Source organism: Bacillus tequilensis KCTC 13622 (assembly GCF_000507145.1).
GTDB classification, from domain to species: domain Bacteria; phylum Bacillota; class Bacilli; order Bacillales; family Bacillaceae; genus Bacillus; species Bacillus tequilensis.
This window is the reverse complement of sequence record NZ_AYTO01000041.1, coordinates 507,436-531,117: the sequence shown is the minus strand read 5'-3', so window position 1 is coordinate 531,117 and position 23,682 is coordinate 507,436. Positions and strand designations below refer to the sequence as shown.

Here is a 23,682-nt window from a genome sequence, read left to right as displayed (position 1 = left end):
ATCGCAAAATTAACAGCTCGTTTTGATCTCGAAGACAAGGTATCTAAAAAACTAAAACGGATACATAAAGGATTCCAAGAGGTCGAAAAAAAAGTCAAAACCATTAATCGGCAAATCAAAATCAGTATCAGAGCAGAAGATCAGGCATTTTACCGGCTGAGAAAAATAAATGACTACATCATTTTAAAATTCGCGAAATCACTAGAAATCAAAGTTGTACTTGATGATCAAGCAACTGCAAAGCTGGAAGCGATTGAACAAAAACTAAAACGCCTGCCGAAAGAAACCAAGCTGACTGTATCTTTGGTAGACAGGACAAGAACTGCATATAAAAAAATAAAGAAGATGCTATCTAATCAAAAGCTATCATTTCTTTTGGTTCCAGATGACAAGGTTACGTCAACAGTTAAAAAAATGATTGGTTATATCAAGAAAAATTTAAAAAACGGTTATACTGTTAAATTAAAAGTCATCGATGAAATCACCAAAACCGTTAATCGATTAACAGCACTTTTGAGGAAATTTGAAAAAACGTATTCTGTAAAGATTGTTGTTAAGTCAAAAGTATCAGACAAAATCAATAAAAAAGAAAGCCCGATTAACAAAGAGACATCTAAGAAAGAATCAGACAAATCCTCGGATAAAGGGTCTGATAAAAGCTCAGATCAAAAACCTGGATGGGTCGGAAAAATAAAAGGTTGGCTAAAGGATTGGTGGACCAAATCCGCTTGGCCTTGGATTAAGGATACACTCAACGAAATCGGAAAAGCTTTTTTAGATCGTTTCAAAGAGAGATTATTAGAAAAGCTGAAAAATGATGTGTTCGATAAGATCATTGATAAAATTCTAGGCCCTCAAAAAAAGAAAGATTCAGGCGAGGATTCTGAAAAAGATAAAAAAGTCCTTAATCGTAATACAGGCGGAAATTGTTGTTGCGGCTGCTGTGAAGACGGAGGTATCAGTCCGGGCACTAAAAAGAAAAAAACGTATAGAAAAAAGAAAAGCCCGACAAAGGCTCCAAACAGAACGCTGAAGGTTCCTGGAGAAGTGATAAGAAGACGCCAGGGCGGCACATCTGGTGAAAGTGCCCCTCGGACTTCAGGTTCGAAGGTAAAGAACTGGCTTGGAGGATTAAAATCGCTAGGAAAGGATTCATCCAAACTAGGAAAAGCGTTCAGAGGCATGGGAAAGGCTGTTCCATACGTAGGATCTGCTTTAGCGATGTTCGATTTAGCTGGAATCAATAAAGATAATGCTGGCGAAAAGGTTGGTTCAATCGGAGGACGCATTGTCGGCGCCGAAGCAGGTGCAACTGCCGGAGCAGAAGCAGGTGCGACAATTGGATCCTTCGTTGGTCCGGAAGGGACAGCAATTGGAGGCGCTATCGGTGGAATCGGCGGCGGTTTAGTAGGCGCTATCGGCGGAGAAGAAGCAGGTAAGAACATTGGTAAGATGTTTGATACGTCTAAGTTAAAGGAGAATATAAGCAAATCACTTTTTAACAAAGAGTGGTGGAGTGGAAAATGGGATTCAATCTCTGATACAGCCAATGGGGCAATAACTTGGATTGAAGATACATGGAGTAAAGTTTCAACTTGGTTTGACCAGTATGTGTTTACGCCTATTTATAATGTAGCTGTACCCGTAATTAATTTTATAGTAGGTCTGTTTGCTTATGCTTGGGATGGCATAGTGGCAGTATGGAATGTTGTCTACCCATGGTTTAAGGATAACGTGTGGGATCCAATAAGCGGAGCGGTTACTACTGTGGCTACAACGATATGGACAGGATTATGTAACGCTTGGACTTTTATTTCTGGAATATGGTCTACTGTTTCTACGTGGTTCATGGACAATGTATGGAACCCTGTGAGTGAAGCAGTATCAAATGCGGCAACATGGATTTGGAGTAAGATTAACGATGCATGGACTACTATTTCTGATGTTTGGTCAAGCGTGTCAAATTGGTTTTATGATAATGTATGGAACCCGATAGTCAAAAAAGTAGATGATATTAAAACTTCGATAAAAGAAAAATTTGATGATGCAAGGAAATTTTTTGAGGATGCATGGGATGGAATTGAAACTTGGTTTAATGAACATGTGAAAGATCCATTGGTTAAAGTATCAGAGGCAATTGCTGAGAAATTTTCATGGCTATTCGATATAAAAGATGCAGTTGGAGGTTTCGTTGCAAAAGTAATACACAGGGGAGAGGAAGTTACTCACCTCAAGAAAAAACCAAGCAAAAAGGATTCGAAAGAGAAGAAAACTAGTTCTAAAACTACTACTAATAACATTTTTGCTCAGTCTCCATCAAATAATAATATGACTGTTTTTCAACAAGCGCTGAATCAGAACGCCACAGGCGGCTATATCACCAAACCGACTATCTCGTGGATCGGTGAAGCCGGCAAGGAATTCGTTATCCCGGTTGATAACAACCGAGGTCGAGGCAAAATGCTTCTTTCACAAGCAGCGTCTAAGCTCGGTATGCAAGTCGTAGACGACATGGGAGCCGCTTCATCTTCAGCTGCAAGTCCGGTATCGGTTTCAGGAGGAGCAGCTGCTGCCAGCCCGTTATCAGGATCAGCCTCTCCGTCAATGGACACTGCAAACCTTACAGGCCAAGCGTCCACACTCGGACAGCAATTTTCAGAAGGCTTTGATAAAGGCATCAGCAATCAGCCGGTCAAAATGGAAGACTGGAAAAAGAAAAACATCAATACGCCATTTACACAAATGATTTCTGCTTCACCAAACTACGGAAAACAAATGGTGAGCGGCTATACTAAGGGGCAAAACGGCACTGCAACCGGAACGGACGGCTTTTTGCAATCTAAGGTCAAAACACCATTCCAAGCGACTGTGAACAAATCATCATCATGGGGCACAGGGACGGTCAAAGGCTTTGCGCAAGGGCAAAACTCAACCCAAACAGGGACCGCGCAGTATGTAAGCTCACATGTTGACAAACCGTTCCTGCGTTCAAAAGACACATCCAATAGCTGGGGGTCCGGCTTGGTTGGAAACTTTGTGACAGGCATGAATTCTAAATCCAATGAAGTGAAACAAGCTGCAAAGGATATGGCGAAGCGAGTGGAACAGGCTTTCCGTGAGGAATTAGATATCCATTCACCTTCCCGTGTCATGATGAGCTTGGGGCGTTTTGCCTCTGTGGGTGTTGTAAAAGGTCTAGATTCTGTCGATGTGAAAAAATATGCTGAAAAACAAGCTGGATCACTGGCAGCTGCTTATTCAGGAATGGGTGCAGTAGGCGGAAATGTGAAACAGTGGCTTATGGCTGCAATGATGGCCACAAAGACACCATTGAGCTGGCTCTCGGGATTAATGACGATTGCACAGTATGAATCAGGGGGCAACCCTAACTCTATTAACCTGTGGGATAGCAACGCGAAGGCGGGAAACCCATCACAAGGACTCATGCAGACCGTTCCGACCACATTTAATGCTCATAAAGCACCGGGCATGGGTAACATTCGAAATCCGATTCATAACGCTGCTGCCGCAATCGGCTATATCAAAAGCAGATACGGATCAATTGATAATGTACCTGGTATTAAAAGTCTTAAACGTGGCGGTCCCTATGTCGGTTATGCCAACGGCGGGCTGATCACAAAAGAACAAATCGCCCGTGTCGGTGAAGGAAACAAGCGAGAATGGATCATTCCGGAAGAGCGGGGCATACGCGGCCGCTACCTCCTTCAGAGAGCGGCACAGGCTCTTGGTATGGAAGTGACAGATCCATCTCAATCCCAGCAATCTGAGCTTTCATCAGGGCAAGTTTCAGCTGTTACTTCAGCTAGCCGGCCGGCGGCAGCGGTTTCCGGATCAAAAGAGATTTATATTCAATTTAACGGTGACCAGCACTTCCATAATGGACAAGATGCTGAAAGCCTAGCGGCGAAAATCAAACAGGCGCTCATAGACGAGCTGCAAAAGGATATCAATATTGGAACGAAGGGAGTCGTTGCATTTGACTAAATCCGTATATGAATTTTGGATTTCACAAGGGAAGGACAAACTGCGGCTCCCCGTTCTTCCCGACCAGTTAAATATTTCAAATACGGTTCAGAATGAAACGGTTAAAGTAGCCAAGTTTGGTGACCTTACATTTATTGACGAACAGGGAGCAAAAGAAATTTCGTTCTCTTCGTTTTTTCCGAAGAAATACAGCCCGATAGCTGAATATCAAAACTTCCCATCCCCGGAAAATGCGATAACAAAAATTGAAAAATGGATGAAGGCCAAAAAACCGGTTCAGTTTTTGATTACGGGAACTAAAGTGAATGTAACATGCAGCATTGAAGGTTTTTCCTATAGCGAAGGCCAGCAGGATATCGGCGATCGCTCGTTTGATATTCAATTAAAAGAATACAAAACCGCTTCCCCACGGAAAATCAAGCAGAAGAAAAAAACAAAGGCAAAACGCCCGTCGAAGGCTTCTCCGAAAACCTATACAGTGAAAAAGGGAGACACGCTGTGGGACATTGCCGGCAGATTTTATGGGAACAGCACGCAATGGCACAAAATTTGGAACGCCAATAAAACAGCAATGATCAAACGAAGCAAACGAAACATCAGGCAGCCGGGCCACTGGATTTTCCCCGGCCAAAAATTAAAGATACCGCAATGAAACAGGTGAAGTATGATGATAGAACTGTTCGTTATTAAAGACACAGAGTGGCTTGAGCTGGTAGCTGAAAGCGTATCACTGGAAGGACATCGTTATCAGGCGCCGCGCTCCATTGAAGCGACCATTGTCATCAAACAGGGTAACCAGACATATTACAGCGTCTCAGAAGGAGATACGGTCTTGTTTAAATGGAAGGGAAAAGAGCTTTTTCGGGGCATTGTTTTTGCGAGAACCCCGGATGAGCATACGCTTGCTTTCAGCGCATACGATATGCTTCAGTATCTGGTCAAAAACCAGGGTGTGTACGTCTTTTCCAATCAGCGGGCTGACCAGATGATCAGAAGAATCGCCAATGATTTTCAAATACCGACTGCCTCGATTGCGAACACAGGCCATACAATCAAAAGCCTTGTCATTAAAAATGATACGAGCCTGTATGACATCATCTTAAAAGCGCTGAAACAGACGAAAAGCCAGACAGGACGGCATTACCAGCTGTATTCGGAAAAAGGAAAGCTCGGTTTGCGCGCGTGGCCAGATCCGTCAGAAGTATGGGTGCTCGAAACCGGCGTCAATATTACGGGCTACCAATACAGCACTTCTATAAATGACACTGCAACACGGGTGGTGCTCCGCCGGCAGAAGGACAATAAGACGTATAAAGCGTCTGCCAAAGACAGTTCAGGCTTAAATAAATACGGTGTGCTTCAATATACGGAAACGGTCACAGATGACATCAACCAAGCACAGCTTCAGCGGCGGGCAGATGTGCGTCTTGCTGAAAAAAAGGGCGTGAAGAAAGAACTGAAAAATATTCAGGCGGTCGGCATTCCGGAAGTGCAGAGCGGACTGCCTGTCTATATATCCATTCCGGAAGCGGGAATCAAAAAAACCTATTGGGTAGATACAGACCGGCACGAATTTAAAGGAACGAAACATACGATGACCATTGATGTTGTCGAAAAGAATGCGATGCCGGAAGGAGCGTCCTGATGAGGTTAAGTGAGGCTATTAAACACTTGGCAGTCGGCGCAGTTGGCGCTGAGTCTCCGGTGGAGCTGCTCCCAGCTGAGGTGGTTTCGGTTTCTCCTGTTGAGATCAAGTTAAATGAAAACAGCAAACTGATCATACCGGCTGACGCCCTCATCATCCCAAAACGGATGCAGTCCGGAGGAGACGATGCACTCGAGCCGGGAGACCGTGTTATGACAGCTGCTCTGACTGGCGGGCAATCGTTTTTTATTTTAGATAAAGTATAGACAAACCGCTTCAGCTAGAAGGGGTTTTTTATTTAGTTTGTTATAAAGGAGTGGGCATCATGGCCCTGACACCGGAAGTTGAGTTTGAGGATTTTGAAGATGACAGTGAAGTCATTGAAACCTCGCAAACGTACAAAATCGATTTTGAAAACGGAAGAATTACAAATGAGCTGATTACCGGTCTTGAAGCGATCAGACAGTTTGTGTATATCGCCTTACAGACAGAGCGCTATGCGTATTCCGTATACAGCCATAATGTCGGCAATGAACTTCAGGACGTGCTGACAGATCATGAGACGACTGATGCTTATAAAAAAATGGAGATTCCGAGGCTGATAGAGGAAGCGCTCGTTTATGACGACCGGATATCTGCTGTAACAGATTTTGAGATTGAAAAACAAGGCGATGTGTTTCATGTTTCCTTCGTGGTGGAGACAGATGAAGGGACGCTTGAGATTGAGGAGGTGATTGGCGAAGATGTTTGAGGATCAGACCTTTGAGGAGATTATGGAGCGTATGCTGAACAGCATCTCCGCAGATATTGACACAAGAGAAGGCAGTGTCATTTATAATGCGTTAGCCCCGGCGGCGGCCGAGCTTGCGAAGTCATATATATGGCTGGATACTGTGCTAGAGCTCGTCTTCTCCGATACCGCGCAAGGGGAGTTTTTAGACCGGCGCGCAGCGGAAGCTGGGATTGAACGGACAGCCGCGACAAAGGCGGTCAGAGCGGGAGAGTTTACGTCTGGTGTGACCATTCCGGCCGGCTCCCGCTTCTATGTGGATAATCTTTATTTTCAATATACAGCAGATGGGACGCTCGTCTGTGAAACACCTGGTGAAGCAGGAAACGCCAACCTGACCGGACGCAATTTACTGTCACTGGATACCATTCCCGGATTAGAAACAGCCATTGTCAAGGAAATCCTCATTCCGGGCCGCGAGGAAGAAGGAGACGACAGCTTAAGAGAGCGGTATTTTACAAGGGTTCGGCGTGAGGCTGTCAGTGCCAATAAAATGCATTATAAAGAGTGGGCTGAAGAAGTGGACGGTATTGGGAAGGCGAAAATTTTCCCGCTTTGGAACGGGGACGGCACGGTCAAAATTGTCGTCACGAATGCCAAGCTCGAGCCAGCTTCCGATATCTTAATTCAAAAAGTGAAGGATTATATCGATCCTGAACCGGGACAGGGTGAGGGGCAGGCGCCAATTGGAGCCGTTGTCACAGTGGAAAGCGCGGTCTGGAAGGAAGTTGAGATTTCTGCCGAAGTGCTGCCTGAGATCAATCACTCGATTGATGAAGTCAAGGCGGAAATTGAAGAAGGCGTTTTAAATCTTTTTAAGAAAATGGCGTTTGTAGATAACGTCATCCGTCTATCGCAAATCAACAATATTGTTTATAATTCACCGTCAGTCAGTGACTACGCCAATATTCAAATCAATGGCACGTCTGAAAATCTCGTGCTGAGCGACGTGGAAATTCCTAAGCTTGGGCAGGTGAAGATCATTGAGCAAACAAGATGACATGACAGCGTACCTGCCGCCATTTCTCACCAGCCTTAAAGAAATGGCCGAGCTGCTGAAAGCGGAGGCACCTGAGTTTGACAAACAGAATAACAGCATATTTGATCTGACCGATCAATTATTTGTGCCGACGGCGACATGGGGGCTCAGCCGCTGGGAAAAGATTTTAAATGTCCCGCGGGAATCAGGCGACAACGACGAGATCAGAAGATTGCGGCTTATTTCAAAAATGTCGAACATCCCGCCAATTACTTACAAGGCCATTGAGCAGGCGGTGAACCGCTTTTTGATAAATCCGTCTGCGCAGGTCCGTCTGCTTCCCGGCGAATACAGATTTAACGTCGATATCAATGTTGATGACCTTCAGCACATGAATGAGCTGATCGAAACGATAGAAAACATGAAGCCCGCTCATTTGGCGTATACGCTCAGAGGCGGATTGAATGAGACGCTTCAAATCAAAGACACAGTCATCCTGAATCACCGCAGATACCGAACAGCCAGTGAGCTGAAAGTCGGTTATTCGGTCACCCTTAACAACAATGAGGTGGTTTTAACTTGATTTCAACCATATACAGAGAACGTACAGCGGCAGATCTGAAAAGCAGAATTGATCACGTGCTGCTTAACGGACAAAAAACAGAAATAACAGCACTCGCCATTGACGGAGCGACAGTCACCGTTCTGACAAAACGCGAAGAAGACATTAAGCATATCGAAACGGTCCAAATTTTTGACGAGCTGGGCAACATCATTACAGAAAGAAAAACAGACCTGGACGTCAGCGAAAACCGAACACTCGATTTCAGATTTACTTTTGAGGTGGTGTAAACATGGCATACGATGAAAAAACAGACTGGCTCCCGGACGATCCGATCAACGAAGACGACGTCAACCGCTGGGAAAAAGGAATAAAAGACGCCCACACAGACCTGGCTGCCCACAAAAACGACATGAACAACCCCCACAACACAACAAAGGCGCAAATCGGGCTGGGGAACGTGGATAACGTGCAGCAGGCGGCGAAGAAGGATTTTGACAAGCATATTTCAGATGAAACCATACACATTTCATCCAGTGAGAGAACAAAGTGGAACAACGCACAATTAACTAAGTTAACTGATGAAAAAGGAAAATATCTAGCAAGCATCCAAAACGGTCTGGATTTTCACAAGATTGTGGAAGAATTGGATCAAACCTTTTTCTTTTATACTGATAAGACGGGAATCAATACCCCACCGTTTGCCACTAGAGGATTGTATATTGGCTGCAAATCTTATGGAGAAGCTTTGGCAATGGATTATGAAGGAGGTACATGGCGAAAAACCCTGAATGCTTCCGGCTGGACTGATTGGGTTCAATTAGAAACTTCAGAAGGCGCTCGATTTAAGGTGAGGAGCCATGAAGAAAAAACTGAAATACATGTAAATAAAAGCGATAAAGATAAATGGAATTCGGGACAGTTATTTAAAGTAACTGCCGATAACGGGACACAAAAAATTAACCTGTCATCTGGATCTTTTTATGATTCGCTCAAAGATGTTGGGACTGTTACTTTCTATGGAACAAACGCGGTCACAGATAATCCGTCAAACGCAAGTCTTCGAGGTATGCAATTGGTCGGTCAGCTAGGAATAGGCATTGGATATGCTGTGGATGTGAGAGGTAACGCTTGGTGGTTTTTCTATAACGCTAACGATAGTGCGATCAATTGGTATCAAATTGAGTCTACAACGGAGGCGCAGTCAAAGATAGATGGACATGCCAATAAAACAGATATCCATGTAACACAATCCGATAAAGACAAATGGAATAATGCACAACTATATAAATTAACTGATACTCAAGGCTGCCGGACTAAAATCCCAGATGGGACTGACTTATTAACGCTGCCATCTGGCTTTTATTATGCATTAGGGAATGTCATAATAAACAATCCTGTTTCAGGAGATGGATCATGGTATAACTATGATGTAATCGAAACAGGGAGTAGCGGGCGAAAAACAATTTTGGCCTCTAGAAGTTATGACGGAACTTTTTGGACGGCAACGATCCATACAGACGGCGTGTTTAAAGGTTGGAATAAGATCGAGACTGAGGCAAGTGCTCAAACCATAGCAGATAAAGCGCTGGCTGATGCAAAAAACTATGTTGACACAAATTATACAAATCAAAAGTTAACTGTACTTACAGGCTCTAGTGCAATTCAAGACGCAAGAACTGGAGGTAATGAATATCCCCAAGGGCTAACACTAATGGATGTTGGTCAAGGAAATAAGACGGGTTATCCACTTGGTTATGGAATTGTGAAAAATGAGAAATATCATGATTATAGGTTTACTCAATATTTTTATGGTGGAGGAAACGAATCTGGCAGTTATTTTGATAGTACTGGTACATGGTTACGCCACTGGTGGAGTGGTTCAGGCTGGACGGCTTGGCATAAAATTTCTGGATTTGCACATGCCAATATTCGGGCCAACAGCATACAATATTTAAATAAAGCTAACCATACAAAAATTCAGTTTGAACGCAAAATAAAAGATAGTCACAATGCTTTTGATACAAAAAATAGTAGATTCGTTGCCCCTAATGATGGAATGTTTTTAGTAGGAGTTGGGCTGTATATGATAAATACACCGGCTTACATCAATTTTCATCTGAAACTCTATCTAAATGGATCATTGTATAAACCAATTGACCATAAGAGAGGGGACTTTGTTGATAAGCAAAATGAAATGTACCTTGGATTAAATGGTAATGTAACCGTTCCTATGAACAAAGGTGACTATATAGAGATCTATTGTTATTGCAATTATAGCGGTGATGATAGAAGAGGTGTATCCGATTTTAACGAGCTATACAACTATATAGACGTCCAAGAACTTGGAGGACTTAACTATCCTACAGTATAAGATAGGAGGCAAAATGATGATCGCAGAAGCAATCATGTTTAAATACCCCAGTGCAGACCCAACAAGAGATTTTATCGTTCAAAATGACGGGGAAGGGTCTTATATAGCTGAATGGAACCTGCGTGCCCCCATCCCGACCCAAAAAGAACTCGAATCCTGGTGGGAGGAATCACAAAAAAACCCGCCGTATGAGCCGCCTGATCAGGTGGAGCTGCTCGCTCAGCAATTGTCACAGGAAAAGCTGGCACGCAAGCAGCTTGAAGAATTGAACAAAACTTTAGGAAGCGAACTGGCAGATATAAAGCTTTCACTACTTTCCTTGAAAGGAGATCATGCTGAATGAATTATTGGGTGCTTGCCCTCTATTACGAGTGGGCGACAACAGATATGGTGAAACAAGCTCTAGCATATAAAGACTGTTCGATTGAGGATCTGGCAGAAGGTGTGAACAAACGATTGATTACATCCGACCAGTATAAAGAAATTACCGGTAAAGCCATGTAAGGCTTTTTTATTTTGCCTGTTTTGAGATCAAAAGGAGGATGAAGATAGTGAAGTATCAATATGAATTTCCTCTCGATAAGACTGGAAAAGCTGGAGCTGTAAAGCCCTATAGAGGAGGAAAAAATGACTTTGTGACACCTGTTTCGAACTTATCTGGTGTTGCGGAGATTTTAACAAACGCTGCTTTAAAGGCGACTGAGGCATACAGCCAGCTCGGGCAAGACCGGCTGGGCGCAGTTCTGATTTCGAAGGTAAAGAGCTGGGCGTATGCAGATCGTGAAGGCACGCTCTTCATAGAAGAAAGCGACAATAATAATGCTTGGACGACGACAGCAGCAGTGAATGTCGCAGCAGGTATCCTGACGGAGACGGACTGGGTGTATCTTTCTAAACGCTATTACCGCTTCCGCTATGTGAACGGGAATCTTCAGCAATCAGAGTTTGTCTTGTATCAATCAGTCGGCGCAGGAGAAATGGACGTGCGAGTAAGTAAAAAAGCCCCTTTGCAGATTGATTTTTCAGAGATTCAGACAGATGATGGACGGCTGAAAGTAAAAGCCGGCAACACATTTGACCATGTCTTTCACGAAAATGCTGAGTCCGCCGGCGAAGGCGCCGCTTTATCCGTGGGTAGCGCCGCTCATTTACTCGTTGAAGTATACGGCACAGCGGAAACGAGTGAGGTCAAATTTTGGGGCAAATCGGTGTCAGGACAGAAACGTCCGATCAGAGGCGTGAGATCTGATGATGCTTCCGCTGCCTCAGGTACGTTAGGGAAAGCTGAGGCGTGGGCCTTTGAAATTAAAGGGTTTAAGGAGATCATCATGGAGATCGCCGGTATCACCGGCGGGACTCTATCGATAAAAGGAACCGTAAATTCGTAACCATTTCGGACCTCGGAAGGGAGGTGATCCGCATGTAAAGGAGGAGTGAATATGCAGCAAGAGACAGATGTGAATGTATTTCAGCAGGATTTAGCAGACATGAAAGGCGAGCACAAAGCGCTTGAGCAGAGGGTTTCCGCATTAGAACGCGTGTCTGACCGGCAAGACCAGCAAATCATGACGCTGAATGAAAAATTAAACAAAATTGAAGAAAATACAACATGGATTAAACGCACCATCACAGGTGCTATTATTACAGCAGTTTGTACAGGGATCATCGGTGGAACGATCGCCATTATGTACAACCTGCTGCAGCATTAAAGGGGGATTTTCATGAAAACGTTTGACAAGGGCACGGTCATCAGGACGGTGCTTCTTTTGGTTGCGTTAATCAACCAGACCATGCTGATGCTTGGCAAATCACCATTGGATATTCAAGAGGAGCAGGTCAATCAGCTTGCTGACGCCCTTTATTCAGCAGGTTCTATCGCCTTTACAATTGGAACGACACTTGCCGCTTGGTTTAAAAACAACTATGTAACAGAAAAAGGAAAAAAACAGCGCCACTTGTTAAAGGAAAATAATCTGACGAAATAAGGAGAGATGAAAATGGTTAACATTATTCAAGACTTTATTCCAGTCGGTGCAAATAACCGTCCTGGCTATGCAATGACGCCGCTTTACATTACCGTGCACAATACAGCGAATACCGCAGCAGGAGCGGATGCTGCTGCGCACGCCCGCTATTTGAAAAATCCTGGTACGACGACAAGCTGGCATTTTACTGTTGATGATACAGAAATTTATCAGCACTTGCCTTTAGATGAAAACGGCTGGCATGCGGGAGACGGAAATGGCAGCGGCAACCGGGCCTCTATCGGAATTGAAATTTGCGAAAATGTCGATGGAGACTTTGCAAAAGCAACAGCAAATGCCCAATGGCTGATCAAAACATTAATGAGTGAGCACAATATCAGTCTCGCCAATGTTGTCCCTCATAAATATTGGTCTGGGAAGGAATGCCCGAGCAAGCTGTTGGGTACGTGGGATTCGTTCAAAGCGGGGATTGGCGGAGGCGGCAGCCAAACCTACGTCGTGAAAAAAGGTGACACACTTACATCCATAGCGAGAATGTTCGGGGTTACTGTTGCTCAGCTGCAAGAGTGGAACAATATCGAAGACCCCAATCTCATTCAGGTCGGTCAAGTGTTAATTGTAAGTGCTCCATCGTCCGCTGAAGAACCCGAGCTCTATCCGCTCCCTGATGGTATCATTCAATTGACAACACCATATACCTCAGGAGAACATGTTTTTCAGGTGCAACGGGCACTTGCCGCGCTGTATTTTTATCCTGATAAAGGCGCTGTCAACAATGGAATTGACGGCATTTACGGACCGAAAACAGCGGATGCCGTTGCGCGTTTTCAGTCTGTTAACGGTTTAACGGCCGATGGCATTTTCGGGCCCGCGACAAAAGCGAAGATCGCATCGCAATTAAGCTGACCAAAAATCCCGGAGTTTCTCCGGGATTTATTTTTTCTTCTTCAATTTTTTTAAAATCCCTGCACTCCGCTCCCTCACCCGAAGCGAATATCCGGAAAGTCCAAACCTTCCGTAATCAACAAACTTCACACGCCTCACCAATTTTTTCACTTTATCACCTGACAATGTCCTCTGTTTGTTTTAGTATATGTAACCCTCATCGGAAAAGGAATAAGGACAAGAGCGGTTTTCCCTTGTCCTTTTAGTGTGATCATGCTTTTTTTCGTTTATACTCGTCAATCAGCCGTTCGTTTTCTTTGAAGATTCTTGCTGTATGCGGACTGACTTGATAGCTGGCGACACTGGTAGTTGAACGTTTTTTCAGGATTTTAAACGGCTTGGCCGCGCGGGGCCCGCATCCGTTTTGAAACGCGCGATCCATTATCCTTCACCTTCCTCCTCAATTGGCAGCACCAAATCATATATACTCGTTAATGATGTGAAAAGCAAATAATCAAATTCCGTGACAATGCTGTCAGACGTCAGCTTGATGACATAGCTCTGTGTATCGATGGTAAAAGGGATGAGAACCATTTTACCGTATTGGTCGTAATAAACATCCTTTCGGTCAAGCCGTGTTTGCACGTCTGTCGGATCGTCCATGTGCTCGGTTAACCGGTCTTTATCAGCCTGCGTCGAATAGGGACAAAGGGAGGCTGTTAAGTTCATTTTATCGGCATAGGTTTTCAGCAGCTTATCAATACCTTCAGCATATGCATCTATACTTCCATAATAAACATGGATCGGTTCGTTTTTCAATAGGTATTGGTATGTTTTCAGCCGATTGAGGTACATGTGGAGCATTTCGTTGTTTTCTTCGAGAATTTCTCTTGTGTCTGTTTCCAATTCGCTGCCGGCCAGTTTTTTGACGTATGCACTTAAGAAGATGAAAGCATCGATTAAAGCGAAACTGACGGCGACAATGAGGTACCGTTCCCAGTCGGCAAACAGGGACGAGGGCTCATATGTCCAGTATATCATAGCGCCCAGAACAAACAGCAAATACCATGTTTTACGGATGGCGGACATTTTTTCCTTGACCTTCGCTTCGAAACGCCACGTGGCGTAGACGTATAAGCCTAATCCGGCCATGATGCACCAGACCATGATCTGAAAGAATAAAAGCATACATCAATCCCTCACATCTGAATTATGGTTCTGCTTATTGTATTCGAGAGATCCGGCTGGTTTTCCTGTTTCATCAAAAAAACCGCTCCTTTAACAGAAGCGGTGTGACGTTAAAATATCATATTTAAAATAAAGTAGGCGATGGCGCCAAGTGTCGCAGAAATCGGAAGCGTGATGACCCATGTAATAAGCATCCGCTTGGCTGTGCCCCAGTTTACGCCTTTTACCCTGTGTGACGCACCGACGCCTAGGATTGATGAAGAAATGACGTGGGTGGTACTGACCGGCAAATGAATAAATGTGGCGCCGAAAATAATGGCAGCACCGGTTAAGTCAGCGGAAACACCGTTTACCGGACGGATTTTCATGATCTTTCCGCCAACGGTTTTGATGATTTTCCAGCCGCCGATTGATGTTCCGAGACCCATGGCAGTCGCGCAGGCAAATTGCACCCAAGTTGGGATTTCATTAGCAGAAGTATGTAAATTTGCTGTGATGAGAGCCATTGTAATAATACCCATTGCTTTTTGCGCGTCGTTTGTGCCGTGTGTATACGATTGCAGGGCAGCTGTAAGAATCTGCACTCTGCGGAATTGCTTGTTCGTCTTCGCCAAATTGCTGTCTTTGAATATCAGCTTGACGATGGTGTATAAAATATACCCAACGACAAAAGCAAGAATCGGTGAAAGGATCAGTGCTTCAATAATTTTAATGAAGCCTTTATAATTTAACGAAGCAAACCCGGCTGCCGCTACTGCCGCACCGGCAATTGCCCCGATGATGGCATGGGATGAACTGCTTGGGATGCCATAGTACCATGTAATCAGGTTCCAGACAATCGCAGCGATTAACGCAGCTAAAATTACGACTGAACCATTTTCCAGCGTATAAGGATCCACAATGTCTTTCGTAATGGTTTTGGCAACACCTGTGAATGTCATTGCTCCGATAAAGTTCATCGCAGCCGCCATTATGATGGCATGGCGCGGTTTCAGGGCTTTTGTCGATACCGAAGTCGCAATTGCGTTCGCCGTATCATGAAACCCGTTAATGAAATCAAACGCCAGAGCACAAATGACTATTAGTATGGTTAATATTAATAGAATATCCATTTTAACCCCTCGTTACGCGTTTTTCATAATGATGGTTTCAAGATTATTGGCAACACTTTGGCAAGAGTCGGCAATCTCTTCAAGCGTTTCATAGATTTCACGATATTGAATAACTTTAATCGGATCTGTTTCATTTCCGAAAAGATTCTTTAATGATTTTCTGTGCAGGTTGTCACAGTTGTGCTCATACTCTTTAATTTTGATGGCGTGAGGCTGAATGTCCTTTAAGCGGTTTTCTGCCAGCAGCTCAATTGCAATTAAAATTTCTTTCGCACATTCTCTGATGTATCCGCTGAATTTATCGATATGCTCGTCTGATGAAGTAATAGAGAAAATCTCCATCATGGCAGAGAAATGTTCAATTCCGTCAAGCACATCATCCAGGCTGTTTGTCAGCTGAAGGATATCTTCGCGTTCAATAGGAGTGATGAATGCTTTGTTAAGCTCTTTAATCATGACATGAACATGATTGTCACCTTTTGTTTCATATTCCTTTAACGTATCTGCAAATTCTTTAAGTGTCGTTTGGTTAGTGACCTTGAAATTCACAAAATATTCTGCAGTTTCGTCTATGTTCTTTGCAATTTCTGTTAAAAGGAGTGAGAACTTATCTTTTTTTCTTCTTATCATTAAAAACCCTCCATAGTTTGAATGAGACAATGCACACATCAAATTATTATATAGCCTTTTGTCGAAAAAAAACAGGTAAAGTCGAAAAAAACACGGCTTGACTTTTTCGTGAAATCATGTCCCCTTATTTTGACCTACTTCACTTCAAAAAAACGACCCAAGTTTGCAAAAACTTTCTGCTTAACGTAAAAAGTATATCAAAAGTTGTGTTTTTCCTGTCAACTTTTATCTTCTGTTTCACTAAAAAACGGTTCCCTAAACAAGGGAACCGTTTTATCAGCTTGCTTTTCGTTTTTTCATCCAGTAATAAACAGGCAGTCCGGCAAGACCGATGAGGATGGATAATCCGCAGCTCAGTGTATCTGTAATGAGTGTGCTGCCTAACACAAAAAATGAGCCCGCGATGGCCAAAATCGGCATGAATGGGTAAAGCGGAACACTGTAGGCGCGATTTTCTCCCTTTGCTCGCTTGCGGAGGATAAAGACCGCAAAAAAGGCCATCACATAAAAAATGTAGATCATGAAAATCGAGATTTCCGAGAGCTTATCAGGGTTGCTGATCAGCATCATAATCAAAGCCAAGGCAATTTGGAAAGAAATCGCAATCCATGGTGTGCGGAACGTCGGGTGTACGTGTGACAGTTTGTCGGCAAATGGAAGCTGTTTGCGTTCCGCCATCGCAAATGACACACGCGGGAAAGAAAGGACTTTTCCATTTAAGCACCCAAAGATACTGACGATAATGCCGACACTGATCAGCTTTCCGCCGATTGAACCGAACAGCATGGTGGCAGCTGTGCTTGTCGCGTTTTCGCCAAGTGTGACGATTTCGTTCGCAGACAGGACGTGAAGCAATGCAAAGTTAATGAAAATATAGATAGCCGTTACAATTAATAATCCGCCCGTCATTGCACGCGGCAGCAGCTTTTCCGGATTTTTCATTTCTCCGCCTAGAGCGGCCAGAAGAATCCATCCGTCGTATGCAAACAATGTAGCCAAAATGGCTGCGCCGAAGTTCATATCCGAAATGCTTTCGTTCACAGCTGTGAAGATGTGCTGATCGCCTTTCCAAAGGCCAAAGATAATGATGCATGCAATCGGGATCAGCTTACCGATCGTTGTCAGCGTTTGGACAAAGCCGCCGTATTTTGTACCGATCATATTAATGACACATAAAAAGAGAACGGCTATAATGCCGATTACTTTAGAGAGTCCAGATCCCCAGCCGAAAAGATTCGCCATTAACGATCCAAAATATAAACCCAGTGCGCCAATAATGGCCGGACCGTAAATGATAATCTGCACCCAGCCGCATAAAAATCCCCAAAACTCGCCGTACACTTCTTCCAGGTACGTATAAAGCCCGCCGGTTTTTGGAATCTGCGTTCCGATTTCCGCGATTGTCAAACCGCCCGCCAGTGTTAAAATCCCGCCTAACAGCCAGGCGAAGAGCGCTGTCTTTGAATCACCTGAATAAGCAAGCACAGCGCCAGGCTTCATAAAAACCCCTGAACCAATAATCGTTCCGATAACAAGAGTAAGGGCAAACAAGAGGCCTATCTCTTTTTTTAAACCGTTGTCTTCAGTATGCATGTCCTTAACCTCCTATGATGTTGAAGCTTCATGTTGAATCATCTATTTTTTCATATTGTAAACCCTATTTTAGAAAAGTGAAATAAAATAAATTTTCTGATTTTCGATATTTTATTCTTAGATAGCTGATAAAATTGCAAAAACACCTGATTAAATAGGTTATAACCGAATGAAAATATGTATTTCGCACTATAAAGTTCGTATCTGTATATAAGGGCTTTGGCCGGTTTGGAATGCCTTATGAGAAGTCGGTGCAATAACATGCCGTCGGTGAGGCTGATGTGTTGACTTTCTCGTGTGAATAAAATACCTTGTTATTAGAACAATAAATATACAACTATGATATGATATCTCGAAATCGAGATAAAATGACCTGGAGGGACAGCATATGAAAGTCAACGGCATTCACCACGTGTCAGCATTAACGGCCGACGCACAAAAAAACTTAGATTTCTATAAGAAAGTATTAGGGTTAAAGCTCGTCAAAAAATCCGTCAATCAGGATGAACCGACAATGTATCATTTGTTTTACGGAGATGAAGTGGCAAATCCGGGAACAGAGCTGACGTTTTTTGAGATTCCGCGCATTGCGCCGTTTCATGCGGGAACAAACAGTATTTCTTCTATTGGTTTACGTGTTCCAAGCACAGAAGCCCTGCATTATTGGAAAGAACGTTTTGAAGAGCATCAGGTGGCGCATAGCGGCATCACCAAAAGAGCAGGACGCGACATATTGGCATTCCAAGATCATGAAGGACAGCGCCTTGTGCTGACTGCTGATGAGAAAGGTAACGGGTATGGCCTGCCTGTTAAACAAAGCGGCATTCCGGAAGAATTTTCGTTTCGCGGGCTAGGACCGGTTGAACTGACTGTGCCGTACGCTGATTCAACATTACACGTATTGACGAATATTCTTGGATTTACAGAAATAAGCCGTGAATCAGTCGAAGGACAAGGAACCGCCGTTATTTTGGAATCTGGAGAGGGCGGCGCGGCAACAGAAATCCATTTAATAGAAAGAAACGATCTTCCGCGTGAGCGCCAAGGCAAAGGAAGTGTTCACCATGTCGCGTTTCGGGTAAAAGATGAAGAAGAACTTGCCGGGTGGCACCAGATCATCAGCCGGGAAGGCTATAGCAATTCCGGAATCGTTGAGCGCTACTACTTCAAGGCGCTGTATTTCAGAGAGCCGAACGGCATTTTGTTCGAGCTATCAACAGACGGACCGGGCTTTATGGTTGATGAAAATCTTGATGAGCTTGGCCAAACGATTGCTCTTCCGCCGTATCTTGAGCATCGAAGAGCTGAAATTGAAGCAAAACTAAAACCAATTCAATAAATTGCAATTCATTTGCCTTCCGGCGCCGCCGGAAGGCTTATTTTTATTTTGGGTCAGATGCCGATGGGGAGAAAAGGCTTAAAACCGTTGATATATGGTCAGTTGGCATGAAATGACTTCGGCAAAAATATTGTCTTTGTTTATTCATATTTGCTTGTTACACGATTTCAAAGTGAGACAAGAAGGAGTGAAAAACACGTGGAAAAGAAAAAGCGCGAGCTGGATATCGTGCGCTTATCAAACGATCCTTGGCATCTGATTAGAATACCAGATTCCTCCTACAGAAAGTTTCATAGAGCAGTCAGGTCTTTTGTTTCATAAAAAGCCTCAGGCCATTTTGCGGCCTGAGGCTTTATGTCTTACGAGGTTTTCTCTTCTTTTTGATCGAGTTTGATTTTTTTCGTCATTTCTTTGCCGTTTCTGAGAATTTTCACTTCAACGGTATCACCGATCTTTGCATCTTTATATAAGATATTGCGCAGTTCACTGCCTGTATCGGTTTCTTTGCCTTTTAAGCTGATGATAATATCCTCTGATTTCAATCCAGCCTTTTCAGCAGGGGAGCCTGGGGCAACTTCACGGATGTACACGCCTTTATTCAGCTGGCTGCCGAACAGGCCGAGTGTGCCTTCTTGGTAGTTTTGCGGCACTTGCTCTAAATCAAGCATGCTGACACCGATATACGGGCGTTCAATTTGTCCTTTAGACAGCAATTCTTCAGCAATCGGTTTTACGTCGTTGCTTGGAATGGCGAATCCGATGCCTTCAACATTATCTTCACTGATTTTCATGCTGTTAATGCCGACAATTTTGCCGTCTGTATTTAACAATGGGCCACCGCTGTTGCCTGGGTTAATCGCTGCGTCAGTTTGAATCACATTAATGCTTGTTTGGCCGGCTGATGTTGACATTGAAACCGTTCTGTCCACACCGCTTACAATTCCTTGTGTTACTGTGCGGGACAGGTCTTTTCCGAGCGGGTCTCCTATCGCAATGACGGTCTCGCCTGTTCTGAGATCAGATGAATTGCCGAAGCTTGCCACTTTTGTTACGTGGTTATCACTGATTTGAAGGACTGCTAAATCTGTTAACGAGTCACTGCCTACCAGCTTTGCAGTCACCTCAGTGCCGTCGTATAAAGATACCTTCAGTGAAGATGCTCCTTCAACGACGTGGTTATTTGTAATGATGTAAGCCTTGCCGTTCTCTTTTTTGAAAATGACACCCGATCCTGAACCGCTTTCTGCATCTTCGCCGGAATCAGAGCTTGAACCGGATGAGTCAGAGCCGAACAAAGAGCTGTTTGGCTGAGCCTGAAGGTTTGTAATTCCGACAATCGCCGGTGAAAGGTTTTCCACCATATCTGAGATTTTAGAAGAATCCTCGTTCTTGAATGCAGATGAGCTTTTGCCAGACTCAGAGGATGTGCTTTTCGCTGTGACAGATTGCGTTTGCTGCTGGCTGGATGACTGTTTTGCAGTGTCCTGAGCATTATGGTCGCCAAGCGGTGTGAACGTGTAAATGCCAAGGGCGAGACTGCCGCCAATCACTCCGCCAAGCAGCGGTCTGAACCATCCGAACCCTCGTTTCTTCTTCTCCTGGTCATGAATGACATTGCGGGCTGAGTAGGAGGTGCTCTGATCGTTTTCTTTCGCTAAAAAGACCTCATTCTCATTTCCTTCCGTTCTGTTGTCGTCACGATAGTTATCCATCATGTTCACTCCGTTTCTCTATTTTCACTCGTTTCTTATTATGATAGGTTTATGACTTGAGTTTATCATAAACAAAAACTGTGGGATAAAAATGAAAAGATTATGGGAAATTGTGAAAAAACGCGGAAAACGGTACACTTCATATTGTATATGAAAGGACTGAGTCGATGGAACAGATTGGATTGATTGGATATGGCAGCATGGCTGATATGATCGCCAGGCAGCTGTTGAAGCATGAGCAAATAAAAGAGAATGAGCTTTTTATTGAAACAAGAACGAAGGGGGAGCGGCTGCAGGCGCTGATGTCAGATTATCCACATGTATCGGCTGATTCGCTCGAAAACTGGGCGGGAACGTGCCGTTTGATTTTGATATGTGTCCCGCCGCTTCATGTCGTCGAAACGATGCGCCGTCTGCACCCGTACGTGAACAGAAATACCCATATCGTATCCATTGCCGCCGGTGTGCCGCTGCGTCTTCTGGAGGCTGAAACGGAAGCCGGTATATCACGTGTCATTCCCGCCATTACATCCGAAGCCGAAGCAGGCATCTCACTTGTCGTTCACAGTGAAGCACTGACAGCGGATAAAAAAGAACGTCTGAATGAGTTGTTATCGGTTTTCAGCAGTGTCAGAGAAATCAAAGAATCAGATGTAGATGCCGCCAGCAATTTGACGAGCTCGGCACCAGGATTTATAGCTGCCGTTTTTGAAGAACTGGCGCGGTCTGCTGTCAGAAACAGCAGCCTCTCTAAAGAAGAAGCCTTTGATTTCCTGATTCATTCGCTATACGGAACCGGTAAACTCCTGCTCGAAAAGAATATGTCTTTTGAAGAAACGCTGAAACGTGTCGCAACGAAAGGCGGAATTACCGGAGAGGGCGCTGAGGTGATACGTGCCTCTGTGCCGGATGTTTTTGATCAGGTATTTGAAAGAACGCTGAAAAAATATGAGCAGCTTACAAAACAGGCAGAGAAACAGACATGAATCCTTGCAAGAGGATTCTTTTTTATCACTTGAACATTGTGATTTTCCCCAGTTATGTTGCATTTTTCCTCTTTTTTTAATATAATTTGTTGGAATATTCGTAATTTAGTAAAAAAGGAGGAGCGTTATGAAACTGTACATGTCAGTAGATATGGAAGGTATTTCGGGTCTTCCGGATGATACCTTTGTGGATTCCGGCAAGCGCAATTATGAACGCGGACGGCTCATTATGACTGAAGAAGCGAATTACTGTATTGCTGAAGCGTTTAACAGCGGGTGTACCGAGGTGCTGGTCAATGACAGCCATTCGAAGATGAATAATCTGATGGTTGAAAAGCTTCACCCTGAAGCAAACTTGATTTCCGGCGACGTCAAACCATTTTCAATGGTAGAGGGGCTGGATGATACGTTTACAGGCGCTTTGTTTCTTGGGTATCATGCAAGAGCCTCGACTCCGGGTGTGATGTCACACAGCATGATTTTTGGCGTCCGGCATTTTTACATAAACGATCGGCCTGTCGGTGAGCTCGGGTTAAATGCGTACGTTGCCGGTTATTATGATGTCCCCGTCATTATGGTTGCAGGAGATGACCGGGCCGCGAAGGAAGCGGAAGAGCTTATTCCGAACGTTACGACAGCAGCTGTCAAACAAACCGTTTCAAGATCCGCGGTGAAGTGCTTGTCGCCTGTGAAAGCCGGACGGCTGCTGACAGAAAAAACCGCATTTGCCCTGCAAAACAAAGATAAAGTCAAACCGCTTACGCCGCCTGACAGACCGGTTTTGAGCATTGAATTCGCCAATTACGGTCAGGCAGAATGGGCGAACCTGATGCCGGGAACTGAAATAAAGCCGCAAACCACAACCGTTCAATTTCAGGCGAAGGACATGCTTGAAGCCTATCAGGCAATGCTTGTCATGACGGAGCTTGCGATGCGGACATCATTCTGCTAAAGGGGTGTTTTAGGCTTTGGCGCGATACATGATAAAGCGTTTTTGGGCAATGGCAGCTACGATTTTGGTGATTACCACCCTGACTTTTGTTCTCATGAAGGTCATTCCCGGATCTCCTTTTAACGAGGAGAGAGGCACAAATGAAGCCGTTCAAAAAAATCTCGAAGCCTACTACCACTTAGACGATCCTCTCATTTTCCAATACATTTTCTACCTAAAATCCATCATTACATTCGATTTCGGACCTTCAATTAAAAAACCATCGGACAGCGTAAATGATATGCTGGAACGCGGATTTCCCGTTTCCTTTGAGCTGGGAATGACGGCCATTGTCATTGCTGTAATCTCTGGGCTTGTGCTGGGCGTGATTGCCGCGCTCCGCCGCAATGGTTTTTTGGACTACGCCGCGATGAGTCTTGCGGTGCTTGGCATCTCCATCCCGAATTTTATTCTGGCAACATTGCTCATTCAGCAATTTGCCGTCAATCTCAAACTATTTCCCGCTGCCACATGGACGAGCCCGATTCATATGGTGCTTCCGACCGCAGCGCTTGCCGTAGGGCCGATGGCGATCATTGCCAGGCTGACACGTTCAAGCATGGTTGAAGTTCTGACACAGGACTATATCCGCACAGCAAAAGCAAAAGGGCTTTCTCCGTTCAGCATTATTGTAAAACACGCACTCAGAAATGCACTTATGCCCGTGATTACCGTCTTAGGCACACTTGTCGCCAGCATCTTAACAGGAAGCTTTGTCATTGAAAAAATCTTTGCCATTCCCGGAATGGGAAAATATTTTGTTGAAAGCATTAATCAGCGGGACTATCCCGTGATTATGGGAACGACCGTTTTTTACAGCGTCATCTTGATCATCATGCTGTTTTTGGTTGACTTGGCCTACGGTCTTTTAGACCCGCGCATTAAACTGCATAAGAAAGGGTGAAG

General features: G+C 44.3%; 26 protein-coding genes. 19 read left to right on the top strand and 7 right to left on the bottom strand.

Annotated elements, in window-relative coordinates; all coding sequences use genetic code 11:
• The 15 genes from V756_RS0120885 to V756_RS0120815 are packed head-to-tail and all read left to right on the top strand — an operon-like array spanning window position 1 to window position 13,246.
• Window positions 1-4,005 (top strand): transglycosylase SLT domain-containing protein, encoded by a 4,005-nt coding sequence (locus V756_RS0120885; RefSeq protein WP_024716382.1) that lies wholly within the window; start codon window positions 1-3, stop codon window positions 4,003-4,005.
• Complete coding sequence (locus V756_RS0120880; protein ID WP_024716381.1) at window positions 3,998-4,657, top strand: LysM peptidoglycan-binding domain-containing protein; 660 nt, start codon at window positions 3,998-4,000, stop codon at window positions 4,655-4,657. The genes V756_RS0120885 and V756_RS0120880 overlap by 8 nt, the downstream gene beginning before the upstream one ends.
• A 15-nt stretch (window positions 4,658-4,672) precedes the next feature.
• Window positions 4,673-5,650, top strand: coding sequence for an XkdQ/YqbQ family protein (locus tag V756_RS0120875; protein WP_024716380.1), 978 nt, complete (start codon window positions 4,673-4,675; stop codon window positions 5,648-5,650).
• Window positions 5,650-5,916 carry a DUF2577 family protein gene (locus V756_RS0120870; protein ID WP_024716379.1) on the top strand — a complete coding sequence of 89 codons (267 nt, stop codon included), beginning with the start codon at window positions 5,650-5,652 and terminating at the stop codon, window positions 5,914-5,916. The genes V756_RS0120875 and V756_RS0120870 overlap by 1 nt, the downstream gene beginning before the upstream one ends.
• A 59-nt stretch (window positions 5,917-5,975) precedes the next feature.
• Window positions 5,976-6,401 carry a DUF2634 domain-containing protein gene (locus V756_RS0120865; protein ID WP_024716378.1) on the top strand — a complete coding sequence of 142 codons (426 nt, stop codon included), beginning with the start codon at window positions 5,976-5,978 and terminating at the stop codon, window positions 6,399-6,401.
• The gene (locus V756_RS0120860; protein WP_024716377.1) at window positions 6,394-7,440 is read left to right on the top strand and encodes a baseplate J/gp47 family protein; all 1,047 of its coding nucleotides are present in this window, start codon (window positions 6,394-6,396) and stop codon (window positions 7,438-7,440) included. The genes V756_RS0120865 and V756_RS0120860 overlap by 8 nt, the downstream gene beginning before the upstream one ends.
• On the top strand, window positions 7,424-8,002 hold the full coding sequence (locus tag V756_RS0120855) for a YmfQ family protein (protein ID WP_024716376.1): 579 nt from the start codon (window positions 7,424-7,426) through the stop codon (window positions 8,000-8,002). The genes V756_RS0120860 and V756_RS0120855 overlap by 17 nt, the downstream gene beginning before the upstream one ends.
• Entirely contained in the window at window positions 7,999-8,271 is a 273-nt protein-coding gene (locus V756_RS0120850; protein WP_024716375.1) for a hypothetical protein, read from the top strand. The genes V756_RS0120855 and V756_RS0120850 overlap by 4 nt, the downstream gene beginning before the upstream one ends.
• Before the next feature lie 2 nt (window positions 8,272-8,273).
• Window positions 8,274-10,355 carry an XkdV family phage structural protein gene (locus tag V756_RS0120845; RefSeq protein ID WP_024716374.1) on the top strand — a complete coding sequence of 694 codons (2,082 nt, stop codon included), beginning with the start codon at window positions 8,274-8,276 and terminating at the stop codon, window positions 10,353-10,355.
• 13 nt (window positions 10,356-10,368) lie between these two features.
• Window positions 10,369-10,698, top strand: coding sequence for an XkdW family protein (locus tag V756_RS0120840; protein ID WP_024716373.1), 330 nt, complete (start codon window positions 10,369-10,371; stop codon window positions 10,696-10,698).
• Window positions 10,695-10,859 carry an XkdX family protein gene (locus V756_RS0120835; RefSeq protein WP_024716372.1) on the top strand — a complete coding sequence of 55 codons (165 nt, stop codon included), beginning with the start codon at window positions 10,695-10,697 and terminating at the stop codon, window positions 10,857-10,859. The genes V756_RS0120840 and V756_RS0120835 overlap by 4 nt, the downstream gene beginning before the upstream one ends.
• A 44-nt stretch (window positions 10,860-10,903) precedes the next feature.
• Window positions 10,904-11,743: a phage-like element PBSX protein XepA gene (gene xepA / locus V756_RS0120830; RefSeq protein WP_024716371.1), complete on the top strand. Its 840-nt coding sequence runs from the start codon at window positions 10,904-10,906 to the stop codon at window positions 11,741-11,743.
• 51 nt (window positions 11,744-11,794) lie between these two features.
• A complete protein-coding gene (locus V756_RS0120825; RefSeq protein ID WP_024716370.1) occupies window positions 11,795-12,064 on the top strand; it encodes a hemolysin XhlA family protein in 270 nt (89 codons plus the stop codon).
• Between the two features lie 12 nt (window positions 12,065-12,076).
• Entirely contained in the window at window positions 12,077-12,340 is a 264-nt protein-coding gene (locus V756_RS0120820; protein WP_024716369.1) for a phage holin, read from the top strand.
• Between the two features lie 12 nt (window positions 12,341-12,352).
• Entirely contained in the window at window positions 12,353-13,246 is an 894-nt protein-coding gene (locus V756_RS0120815; protein ID WP_024716368.1) for an N-acetylmuramoyl-L-alanine amidase, read from the top strand.
• Between the two features lie 27 nt (window positions 13,247-13,273).
• On the opposite strand, the gene spoIISC is transcribed toward V756_RS0120815, so the two are convergent.
• From spoIISC to steT, 6 genes are all read right to left on the bottom strand, one after another.
• The gene (spoIISC, locus tag V756_RS1000000124035; RefSeq protein WP_142675214.1) at window positions 13,274-13,411 is read right to left on the bottom strand and encodes a three component toxin-antitoxin-antitoxin system antitoxin SpoIISC; all 138 of its coding nucleotides are present in this window, start codon (window positions 13,409-13,411) and stop codon (window positions 13,274-13,276) included.
• Between the two features lie 85 nt (window positions 13,412-13,496).
• Complete coding sequence (spoIISB, locus tag V756_RS0120810) at window positions 13,497-13,667, bottom strand: three component toxin-antitoxin-antitoxin system antitoxin SpoIISB (RefSeq protein ID WP_024716367.1); 171 nt, start codon at window positions 13,665-13,667, stop codon at window positions 13,497-13,499.
• Window positions 13,667-14,413: a toxin-antitoxin-antitoxin system toxin SpoIISA gene (gene spoIISA, locus V756_RS0120805; RefSeq protein WP_024716366.1), complete on the bottom strand. Its 747-nt coding sequence runs from the start codon at window positions 14,411-14,413 to the stop codon at window positions 13,667-13,669. The genes spoIISB and spoIISA overlap by 1 nt, the downstream gene beginning before the upstream one ends.
• 110 nt (window positions 14,414-14,523) lie before the next feature.
• Complete coding sequence (locus V756_RS0120800) at window positions 14,524-15,525, bottom strand: inorganic phosphate transporter (protein ID WP_024716365.1); 1,002 nt, start codon at window positions 15,523-15,525, stop codon at window positions 14,524-14,526.
• Window positions 15,526-15,537: 12 nt separating this feature from the next.
• Window positions 15,538-16,155 (bottom strand): DUF47 domain-containing protein, encoded by a 618-nt coding sequence (locus V756_RS0120795; protein WP_024716364.1) that lies wholly within the window; start codon window positions 16,153-16,155, stop codon window positions 15,538-15,540.
• Between the two features lie 276 nt (window positions 16,156-16,431).
• Entirely contained in the window at window positions 16,432-17,748 is a 1,317-nt protein-coding gene (gene steT, locus V756_RS0120790; RefSeq protein ID WP_024716363.1) for a serine/threonine exchanger, read from the bottom strand.
• A gap of 388 nt (window positions 17,749-18,136) precedes the next feature.
• Here steT and V756_RS0120785 point away from each other — a divergent pair, with 388 nt between their 5' ends.
• On the top strand, window positions 18,137-19,087 hold the full coding sequence (locus tag V756_RS0120785; protein WP_024716362.1) for a ring-cleaving dioxygenase: 951 nt from the start codon (window positions 18,137-18,139) through the stop codon (window positions 19,085-19,087).
• A gap of 359 nt (window positions 19,088-19,446) precedes the next feature.
• On the opposite strand, the gene htrA is transcribed toward V756_RS0120785, so the two are convergent.
• Window positions 19,447-20,799 (bottom strand): serine protease HtrA, encoded by a 1,353-nt coding sequence (gene htrA, locus V756_RS0120780; RefSeq protein WP_024716361.1) that lies wholly within the window; start codon window positions 20,797-20,799, stop codon window positions 19,447-19,449.
• Between the two features lie 167 nt (window positions 20,800-20,966).
• On the opposite strand from htrA, the gene proG reads away from it, so the two are divergent.
• The 3 genes from proG (at window position 20,967) to dppB (ending at window position 23,680) form a co-directional block, all read left to right on the top strand.
• Window positions 20,967-21,785: a pyrroline-5-carboxylate reductase ProG gene (gene proG, locus V756_RS0120775; protein WP_024716360.1), complete on the top strand. Its 819-nt coding sequence runs from the start codon at window positions 20,967-20,969 to the stop codon at window positions 21,783-21,785.
• Between the two features lie 127 nt (window positions 21,786-21,912).
• A complete protein-coding gene (dppA, locus tag V756_RS0120770) occupies window positions 21,913-22,737 on the top strand; it encodes a D-aminopeptidase DppA (protein WP_024716359.1) in 825 nt (274 codons plus the stop codon).
• A gap of 16 nt (window positions 22,738-22,753) precedes the next feature.
• Window positions 22,754-23,680: a dipeptide ABC transporter permease DppB gene (gene dppB, locus V756_RS0120765; protein WP_024716358.1), complete on the top strand. Its 927-nt coding sequence runs from the start codon at window positions 22,754-22,756 to the stop codon at window positions 23,678-23,680.
• Window positions 23,681-23,682 lie beyond the last annotated feature (2 nt).